This is a genomic window from Vibrio sp. 1CM23M, assembly GCF_023161755.1.
GTDB lineage: Bacteria > Pseudomonadota > Gammaproteobacteria > Enterobacterales > Vibrionaceae > Vibrio > Vibrio coralliirubri.
On the sequence record NZ_JALNTR010000019.1, the window covers coordinates 1 to 8,804 of the forward strand.

Annotated in this window: 7 protein-coding genes and 2 tRNA genes; 1 reads left to right on the forward strand and 8 read right to left on the reverse strand. The window is 44.1% G+C overall.

What is annotated here, in order from left to right:
- Nucleotides 1-94: 94 nt before the first annotated feature.
- The 5 genes from lnt to miaB all read right to left on the reverse strand — a co-directional run bounded on the left by lnt (nucleotide 95) and on the right by miaB (nucleotide 5,827).
- Nucleotides 95-1,612, reverse strand: coding sequence for an apolipoprotein N-acyltransferase (gene lnt, locus MSG35_RS23835; protein WP_248385173.1), 1,518 nt, complete (start codon nucleotides 1,610-1,612; stop codon nucleotides 95-97).
- 32 nt (nucleotides 1,613-1,644) lie between these two features.
- Nucleotides 1,645-2,535, reverse strand: coding sequence for a CNNM family magnesium/cobalt transport protein CorC (corC, locus tag MSG35_RS23840; RefSeq protein ID WP_012603382.1), 891 nt, complete (start codon nucleotides 2,533-2,535; stop codon nucleotides 1,645-1,647).
- Between the two features lie 120 nt (nucleotides 2,536-2,655).
- On the reverse strand, nucleotides 2,656-3,117 hold the full coding sequence (ybeY, locus tag MSG35_RS23845; protein ID WP_248385175.1) for an rRNA maturation RNase YbeY: 462 nt from the start codon (nucleotides 3,115-3,117) through the stop codon (nucleotides 2,656-2,658).
- Nucleotides 3,118-4,239, reverse strand: coding sequence for a PhoH family protein (locus MSG35_RS23850; RefSeq protein WP_048607945.1), 1,122 nt, complete (start codon nucleotides 4,237-4,239; stop codon nucleotides 3,118-3,120).
- A 163-nt stretch (nucleotides 4,240-4,402) separates the two neighbouring features.
- Nucleotides 4,403-5,827: a tRNA (N6-isopentenyl adenosine(37)-C2)-methylthiotransferase MiaB gene (gene miaB / locus MSG35_RS23855; protein ID WP_012603385.1), complete on the reverse strand. Its 1,425-nt coding sequence runs from the start codon at nucleotides 5,825-5,827 to the stop codon at nucleotides 4,403-4,405.
- A gap of 308 nt (nucleotides 5,828-6,135) precedes the next feature.
- Here miaB and MSG35_RS23860 point away from each other — a divergent pair, with 308 nt between their 5' ends.
- Nucleotides 6,136-7,311 (forward strand): 2-octaprenyl-3-methyl-6-methoxy-1,4-benzoquinol hydroxylase, encoded by a 1,176-nt coding sequence (locus MSG35_RS23860; protein ID WP_248385177.1) that lies wholly within the window; start codon nucleotides 6,136-6,138, stop codon nucleotides 7,309-7,311.
- 77 nt (nucleotides 7,312-7,388) lie between these two features.
- Here the strand turns inward: MSG35_RS23860 and MSG35_RS23865 are convergent, their stop codons facing one another.
- From MSG35_RS23865 to MSG35_RS23875, 3 genes are all read right to left on the reverse strand, one after another.
- Entirely contained in the window at nucleotides 7,389-8,429 is a 1,041-nt protein-coding gene (locus MSG35_RS23865) for a lactonase family protein (RefSeq protein ID WP_248385179.1), read from the reverse strand.
- Nucleotides 8,430-8,587: 158 nt separating this feature from the next.
- Nucleotides 8,588-8,672 (reverse strand) — tRNA-Leu (locus MSG35_RS23870).
- A gap of 55 nt (nucleotides 8,673-8,727) precedes the next feature.
- A tRNA-Met gene (locus MSG35_RS23875) sits at nucleotides 8,728-8,804 on the reverse strand.

The window sequence follows — 8,804 nt, forward strand, 5'->3', positions numbered from 1 at the left end:
ACTCTAGGTGGAGTGAGTCCCATGGACTTTGAACTAATCAACTAAACCCCTGTGTCTACTTTTTAGGGGCCATATCAAATCTCGAATCTCGAATCTAGCTTTTTGGCTTTCTAATTACCCAACCAATCACCAAGCTGAGCATCGCCCAGATATACAGTGGCCAAGTACCTACTGTGTGATAAGGCGTTTGACCATCCGTTGAAATGAGTTCAGCTTTTAATACTGCTGTTTCAAACTGAGGCACTTGTTTGATGATGTTGCCTTTGTAATCGGTAACTGCCGTCACACCATTGTTGGTCGAGCGAATAACCGGCTTACCAAGCTCCAGAGCACGCATCTGTGCAATTTCCATATGTTGCAGAGGGCCAATCGAACGACCAAACCACGCATCGTTAGAGAGCGTTAAAATAAAGTCAGTCTCGTCGGTTACGTTCTGTCTAACTTGATCATTAAAGACTATCTCATAACACAACGCAGGCGCTAAGTGACGACCATTTGCCACTATGTTGGGTTGAACAAAATCGCCACGGCTGAATGATGACATTGGCAAGTTAAAGAAAGGTGCTAATGGGCGCAAGATATCTTCAAACGGCACAAACTCACCAAACGGCAATAGGTGATGTTTATGGTAGCGTTCGTCTGGATCGTAGTTGTATTCACCGTATGGATTCACACCGAGAGAAAGAATACTGTTGTAGTATTTCTTATCTTCAGACTGATTAAGCACACCAGTGATGATCGAGCTGTCATTCATCTTCGCTGCGCTATCTAAGTTACGTAGGAAAGAAGGAATCTCTACCTCAAACGCAGGGATAGCGGCTTCAGGCCAGATGATGATATCCGCGTCCCAATTTTCTCTGCTTAAATCGGTGTACTTCATCATGGTCGGCCAGCGATGACTCGGCAGCCATTTGCTATCTTGATCGACATTACCTTGAATCAATACCACTGATGTTGTTTTTTCAGGGTTAGGCGTGACCCAATCGATATTTCGAATACCAAAACCTGCGCTAAATACGACGGCGGGAATGATAGCGATACTCCAGGCCCGGTTAACAATCGCATAAGCGAATGCAGAGGCTGAAACAATGATCACTAGAGTAATTAACTCGACACCGCCAATCGGTGCAAATGACCCCAATGGCGAATCGATTTGGCTGTAGCCAAGCCAAAGCCAAGGGAAGCCCGTCATTACCCAGCCACGCAGCCAATCACTGATTAACCACAATGCAGGAGCTGCAAGGAAAAATCGGCTTAGATTGTTGGCAGGGAAGAACTTGTTCAAACTCCAGGCAAATAGGCCGGAATAAACCGCTAGGTAGCCAATGAGCAGTGCCATCAAAAACAGGTTGGCTGCCAGTGGCATGCCGCCAAAGTGATCGATGCTGACGTATACCCAACTGATACCTGTGGTGAATTGACCTAAACCCCATGCGTAGCCAATCCAAAGCGCACTTTTAGGAGAGCGGTTGTGGATCAGTAACAGCAACAAAGCTGGGCTGAGAATAGCAAGAGGCCATATAGAGTATGGAGCGAATGAAAGGGTGGTTATAGCGCCAACAAAAACGGCCGCAAGCGGCCGTAATAGGCGATGAATAAATGTCTTAGTCATCTAATTTCTGTCATCTCTTTAGAGAGAAGTTGTTATTCTTCGATAGTCGGAAGAGGCTGTTCGTCAGGAATGGTTACCTGTAGCTGAATCACACGACGGTTATCTGCTGATGTTATTTTGAAATGGTAGTTTTCGATTTCTACAATTTCGCCACGAACCGGCAGGTGACCGAGTGCTGTCATAACCATGCCGCCTACCGTATCCACTTCATCGTCACTAAAGGCAGTGTTAAACGTATCGTTGAACTCTTCAATAGTGGTTAAAGCTTTTACAGAGAAGGTATGCTTACTCAGCTTACGAATATCTAGCTCTTCTTCATCGTCGAACTCGTCTTCAATTTCACCAACGATTTCTTCGAGGATATCTTCAATGGTTACCAGGCCAGAAACTCCGCCAAACTCATCGACAACGATAGACATGTGGTAACGCTCTTCTTGGAATTCCTTAAGCAGGCGATCAACTCGCTTACTTTCAGGAACAACCACGACAGGGCGAATCACTTGTTCGATATCAAATGGGGCACTTTCTGAACCCAAATACTTAAGTAGGTCCTTCGCTAATAGAATGCCTTCAACATGGTCTTTATCTTCACTGATCACTGGGTAGCGAGAGTGTTGAGCATCAGTAATGAGCGCAATCAATGTATCTAGATCATCGGTGCGTTCAACTGTAACCATTTGAGAGCGAGGCAGCATGATATCGCGTACTCGCATCTCTGAAATTTCCATAACACCCTCGAGCATGTCGCGTGTGTCGTGGTCAATTAGGTCATTAATTTCTGAGTCGCGGATTACATCTACGAGCTCTTGGCGATCTTTTACTTCACCTTGAAATAGTTGGCCTAGGCGTTCAAAGAAGGACTTTCTACTCGGACCTTCAGATTTTTTACTTCCCTCAGAAGTGGGGGGGTTACCTTCGTTCATGATTTCTCAAAAAATAACGCTATCAGAAGTGTGATAGCACACGTTACAACTCAGATTCCTGCGAAAATCACAGGTTCGATGAGTTATTGTTTCTCTGCAACCTACTTTACTAGAATCAATTTACTTTTCTAGAATGTAAGGGTCTTCAAACCCCATAGATTGCATGATTTCTGTCTCGAGTGACTCCATCTCTTCAGCTTCATCATCTTCGATATGATCATAACCTAGCAGATGCAGACTGCCATGTACAACCATATGAGCCCAGTGTGCTAGCAGAGGCTTATTTTGCTCTTCTGCTTCTTTTTCGACAACTTGACGGCAGATAATGAGGTCGCCCAGTAGATCTAACTCGATCCCTGGAGGAGCCTCGAATGGAAAAGACAACACGTTAGTTGGCTTGTCTTTGCCACGATATTCATGATTGAGCTGGTGGCTTTCTTGCGTATCAACGATACGAACCGTCAACTCAGCGTTCTCTTGAAACTGAGGAATGGTCTTGTCCAACCAAAGCTGAATATCTTGCTCAGTTGGAAGACCTTGCTCATTTTCGACCGCTAATTGCAGGTCTAGTTCAATAGACATCTATTTATCACCTTGTTCTGCAATTACAGAGCTATTTTGTGTTGCTAATTGTGTCGTAACTGCCTGCTGAGCCTCAAGAAGTTTGGCTTCGCGCTCTTCACGTTTACGCTTTTCAAACTCTTTGCGCTCTTTCTGGTCTTTTGCTTCCCACTTCTCGTATGCGTTGACGATACGAGCAACCACAGGGTGACGAACGACGTCTTCAGACATGAAGAAGTTAAAACTAATGTCATCGACTTCATTGAGCACTTCAGTCGCATGGCGTAAGCCTGACTTTGCACCACGAGGTAAATCGATTTGCGTAATATCACCAGTGATTACAGCGCGTGAGTTAAAACCGATACGGGTTAAGAACATCTTCATCTGTTCTACCGTGGTGTTTTGACTCTCATCAAGAATGATAAACGCATCATTCAATGTACGACCACGCATGTAAGCCAGTGGCGCAACTTCAATCACGTTACGTTCAATCAGCTTCTCAACTCGCTCAAAGCCAAGCATCTCAAACAGCGCATCGTAAAGTGGACGTAAATATGGGTCTACTTTCTGGCTTAAATCACCCGGTAGGAAACCAAGCTTCTCACCGGCTTCAACAGCAGGGCGAGTCAGTAGGATTCGGCGAACCTCTTGGCGTTCAAGTGCATCAACTGCTGCAGCAACAGCTAAGTAGGTTTTACCTGTACCTGCTGGCCCAATACCAAAGGTGATGTCATGAGTGACCATGTTCATTAGGTATTGTGCTTGGTTTGGCGTACGAGGTTTGATAACGCCTTTTTTAGTCTTAATGGTCACTTCTTTGCCGTAGTCAATTTCAGACTCGACGTGTTGCTCCAAAATGCCTGACTCGGTGATCGCCAGATGTATTTGCTCTGGTTCGATATCGATTATGTTGCCTTTAACTGGAGCCGTTTCAACATAGAGGTGTTTGATGATGTCTAAAGCTGCGGCTGTAGTGTGAGGCTTACCGACAATCGTGAAAAAGTTGCTACGGTAATTAATCTCAACGCCCAGACGACGCTCAAGGTGCTTGATGTTGTCGTCAAATGGACCGCATAAACTTGCCAAGCGCTTGTTGTCTGCTGGCTCTAGATTTATCTCTAAGGTAACGATTTTATTGCTCAAATTAGCCTCTCATTTTGTGCCACTCACTCTTAAATAAAACAAAGAGCAAAAAGCCCGATTTAGACCGGGCTTCTGATGGTGATGTCCCTATTTCTAAGATGGTCACTTAGTTAGGTAATTTCAAGCTTTGTGTTTGCGCTTTGTGCTCAAACAGTTGTATTGCCTATGGCGTAAATGTTGCTACACCTAGCTCGTCTTCACGTTTTGTTTTTTCCATCATTTCTGCTGGAGTCATAACAACGCGTAGACCCATGTCTTTTTCTGTGCGAACTAGCTCACCACGTAGTGAGTTGGTGTAAACCTCCGTGATCTTCACATCTACGAACTGACCGATTAGGTCTGCAGAACCTTCGAAGTTCACAACACGGCTGTTTTCTGTACGGCCGCGAAGTTCCATTAGGTTCTTTCTTGATGGGCCTTCAACAAGGATACGTTGCTCTGTGCCTAACATTAGACGAGAGAAACGCATAGCTTGTGTGTTTACCGTTTGCTGCAGTTCGTACAGACGATCTTTCTTCTCTTGTGCTGGTACATCACATGGGTAATCTGCCGCTGGCGTACCTGGACGAGGAGAGAAAACAAAGCTGAAGCTCATATCGAAATCAACTTCTTTAATTAGCTTCATTGTATCTTGGAAGTCTTGCTTAGACTCACCAGGGAAACCAACAATAAAGTCAGAGCTGATTTGAATGTCAGGACGAGCTTTACGCAGTTTACGGATAATAGATTTGTACTCGATAGCCGTATGTGGACGCTTCATCATCGTAAGAATACGGTCACTACCACTTTGTACTGGTAGGTGAAGGAAGCTCACTAGTTCTGGTGTGTCTTTGTAAACTTCAATGATGTCGTCACCAAACTCAAGCGGGTGGCTTGTTGTGAAACGAATACGGTCGATACCGTCGATAGAAGCAACAAGACGAAGTAGTTCTGCGAATGAACAGATATCACCTTCGTGAGTTGGACCGCGGTATGCGTTTACGTTTTGACCTAGCAGGTTAACTTCACGTACGCCTTGCTCTGCAAGTTGAGCAACTTCGAACAGTACATCATCCATTGGACGGCTAACTTCTTCACCACGTGTGTATGGTACAACGCAGTAAGTACAGTATTTAGAACAACCTTCCATGATAGAAACGAACGCCGTCGCACCTTCAGCTTTTGGCTCGGGTAGGTTATCGAACTTTTCGATCTCTGGGAAAGAGATGTCCATTACTGGCTTTTCGTTAGACAGTGATGACTTAATCATCTCTGGCAAACGGTGTAATGTTTGTGGGCCAAAGATAACGTCTACGTAAGGTGCACGTTGACGAATGTGATCACCTTCTTGAGTCGCTACACAGCCACCCACACCGATCACCACGCCTTCTTTTTTATCTTTAAGCGTTTTCCAACGACCAAGCTGGTGGAATACTTTTTCTTGCGCTTTTTCGCGGATAGAACAAGTATTCAATAGTAGTACGTCTGCTTCCTCAGGTACTTCAGTTAGCTCATAGCCATTTGCAGCGTTAAGCAGGTCGGCCATTTTTGATGAATCATATTCATTCATCTGACAGCCCCAAGTTTTAATTAGCAGTTTCTTACTCATTATATGTTCGCTCGATCGTTAGTTTAATTTAAGGGAGCAAATCGCCCATTATTCATCCGCTAGCCCCGTTTGTCATAATACGGTATTCAATTTTATGACAGGCTCTAGCGGCAAGCGGCGTATTGTACTGGTTTCAAAACCGACTGACTAGTAGTCTGAACAAATCTCTTATGTAGTGGTTTTTATTATCGTTAACGCCATATGCCATAAGGGATAACCCTTTTTTCGAATAAGGTTTTTGGTTACAAGTTAGTTATGAAAAAGTACAATCAAAAACAGTCAAAGAATCAAACTGATAAGTACAAAATATGAACAGTTACGATATTGTAGTAGTCGGTGGCGGCATGGTTGGCGCAGCAACAGCAATCGGTTTTGCAAAGCAAGGTCTGAGTGTTGCGGTAATCGAAGGTTTTGCCCCACAAGCTTTTGATGAGTCACAAGCGATGGACATTCGTGTGTCAGCGATTTCTCAAGCATCGGTCGATTTGCTTGAAGATCTTGGTGCATGGCAAAGTATTGCAGCGATGCGAGTGTGTTCTTATAAGCGTTTAGAGACGTGGGAGCACCCAGAGTGTCGTACTCGGTTTGATGCTGCCTCACTGGACCTTCCTCGTTTGGGCTATATCGTTGAGAACAGACTCATTCAATTAGGTTTATGGTCTCAATTTGATGCCTACGACAACCTCGAACTGTTATGTCCAGAAAAGCTCGATGTGATTGAGTTTGGTGAAACCAATATCGTTAAGCTTCAATCTGGGGTTGAGTTATCTGCGAAGTGGGTGGTTGGTGCTGATGGTGCGAATTCAGCCGTTCGCCAACAAGCTGGAATTGGCATCACGGCTTGGGATTATCGACAACACTGTATGCTTATCAATGTAGAAACAGAACAACTTCAGCAAGATATTACTTGGCAGCAATTTCTACCAAGTGGCCCTCGCTCATTTTTGCCTTTGTGTTCTCTAACCTCTGACGATCAAGAAGTCGGGCAGGGCTCGTTAGTTTGGTATGATTCTCCGCTGCGTATTAAGCAACTGTCAGCAATGACTCCTGAAAAACTACGAAATGAAGTACTTACTCACTTTCCTAAAGAGTTAGGTGATATCAAAGTCTTGAATTCGGGTTCTTTTCCTCTGACACGACGTCATGCTCAATCATACTCGAAGAATAACTGTATTTTAGTCGGGGACTCTGCGCATACCATCAACCCTTTGGCTGGACAGGGTGTTAACTTAGGCTTTAAAGATGTATCAGTACTGTTGAATGTCACCAAAGAAAAGGGTGAATTAAATCAGTCTGTAGCAAGACGCTATGAAGTGATGAGAAGAGGCGACAACTTAATGATGCAGAGTGGCATGGATTTCTTCTACAAGACATTCAGCAACGACATTGGTCCGCTCAAGTTTGTACGTAATGCCGCACTAAAACTAGCAGAGAACTCTGGGCCGATTAAAACTCAAGTATTGAAATACGCCTTGGGTCTTTAATTTTCATTAGTTCCGGTTATTTATACAGAAAAGGAGAGTAGATGCTCTCCTTTTTTGTATGGTGTTGAATGCTATAACTACTGCGTAACGCAAACCGGTGCATCGATCTCTAAAGAAAACCCTGTATAAACCAAAGACCCATCCTCATTGCCTCGCTTGAATGAGGTGATGTTGTTGGAGTGCTGGTTGGCTGCGATAAGCCATTTTCCATCGTCAGTTATATGGAAGTCTCTTGGGAATTTACCTGCAGTGTCGTAGCTATCAATGAAAGTCAGCTTTTGATTCTCAGAGTCGATTTTGAAGCTGCTGATTCTTGATTGACGTCGACATGACACATAAAGGAATTGCTCATCAGGGGATAGCTTAATCGCAGCTGTGGCTTCTCCCTTCTCCATATTAGGCAATGCATCGATCTCTTCCACTACATTCCAAATGCCTAAAACCTTTTCCAAAATCAGTAATGTTTCAGAGAGTTCACAGACCACATAGGCTCTGTCTTCAGCGTTGTTAAAAATTAAATGACGAGGTCCATTGCCGGCGGGCACCTTAATAGACTGCATTGGCTCATCAAGGAACTCTTCTTGTTCTTCATCAAAGCAATAGAAGTTGATGCGATCGGTGCCGAGATCGACGGTCACAAACTGTGGTGAGTTTTGTAGGAACAGACATTGATGAGCGTGTGGGCTAGTTTGTCTCTCTTTGTTTGGCCCGGAACCAACCATCTTGATTGTTTTGAGTCGCTTATCGATGCTGCCATTGATACTTAAGCTAAAAATATCGAATGTGCCTGATGAGTATTGCGACGTGATAGCAAACTTATTGTGTGGATCTATTGCGACGTGACAAGGGTGATCTCCCGAGATGAGGCTCGTATTGGGCGTTAGCTGTGAATCAACATTAGGTATATGAATGAGCTGGGGCTGTTTTTGCTGGTCAACTTCCGATGCAGTATAGATCCCAGTTTTTGTTACAGTAACAAAAGAGGGGTTAGTACATTTGATGATTAGCTCTAGAGGTAATAGTTTTCCTGTTTCTAGATCTAACTGAGTTTGATAAACACCTTGGCTTTTACTTGGCGTATCCGTGTAGCAACCGATCGTTAAGGGGAGGGTTTTCATAGGCTAGTCATACTCAATTAGAAAATGGAGCTGACATTGTCTTATAAAATCGTATTAAAAGTGAGGTTATAGAAGAGAATACTTGGTGACTTGGCTAGCAGATTTGCATATTCCAGATAAAACAAAACCCAGCTAAAAAGCTGGGTTTTATTTAATGATGGTGCGGTCGGAGAGACTTGAACTCTCACACCTCTCGGCGCCAGAACCTAAATCTGGTGCGTCTACCAATTCCGCCACGACCGCAGCAAATCTTTATAGTCATATCGAATATTGGTGCTTCAATAAGACGTTGTATAAGTGGTGGCTACTGCGGGATTTGAACCTGCGACCCCATCATTATGAGTGATGTGCTCTAACCAACTGAGCTAAGTAGCC